Here is a 384-nt window from a genome sequence, read left to right on the forward strand (position 1 = left end):
ACCACCATTTCGCTCAGTGCCACCCGCATGCGGGCAATGGCGGTTTCGCGGTCCGGGCCGTGCACGATCAGCTTGCCGATCATCGAGTCGTAGTTCGACGGCACGCGGTAGCCACTGTAGATGTGGGTGTCCACGCGCACGCCGGGGCCACCCGGCGGATGGAAGCCGGTGATGGTGCCCGGGCTCGGCACGAAGGTTTCAGCATCTTCAGCGTTGATGCGGCACTCGATGGCATGGCCGGTCAGCACCACGTCGCTCTGCTTGATCGACAGCTTCTGGCCGGCGGCGATCTTCAGCTGCTCGGCCACCAGGTCGATGCCGGTGACCATTTCGGTGACCGGATGCTCCACCTGGATGCGGGTGTTCATCTCGATGAAGTAGAAG

General features: G+C 63.5%; 1 pseudogene. It reads right to left on the minus strand.

Annotation, left to right across the window (positions count from 1 at the left end):
• A pseudogene (locus D7X55_RS47480) lies at nucleotides 1-384 on the minus strand (acetyl-CoA carboxylase biotin carboxylase subunit); the annotation flags it as partial.

Source organism: Corallococcus sp. AB049A (assembly GCF_003668885.1).
GTDB classification, from domain to species: domain Bacteria; phylum Myxococcota; class Myxococcia; order Myxococcales; family Myxococcaceae; genus Corallococcus; species Corallococcus interemptor.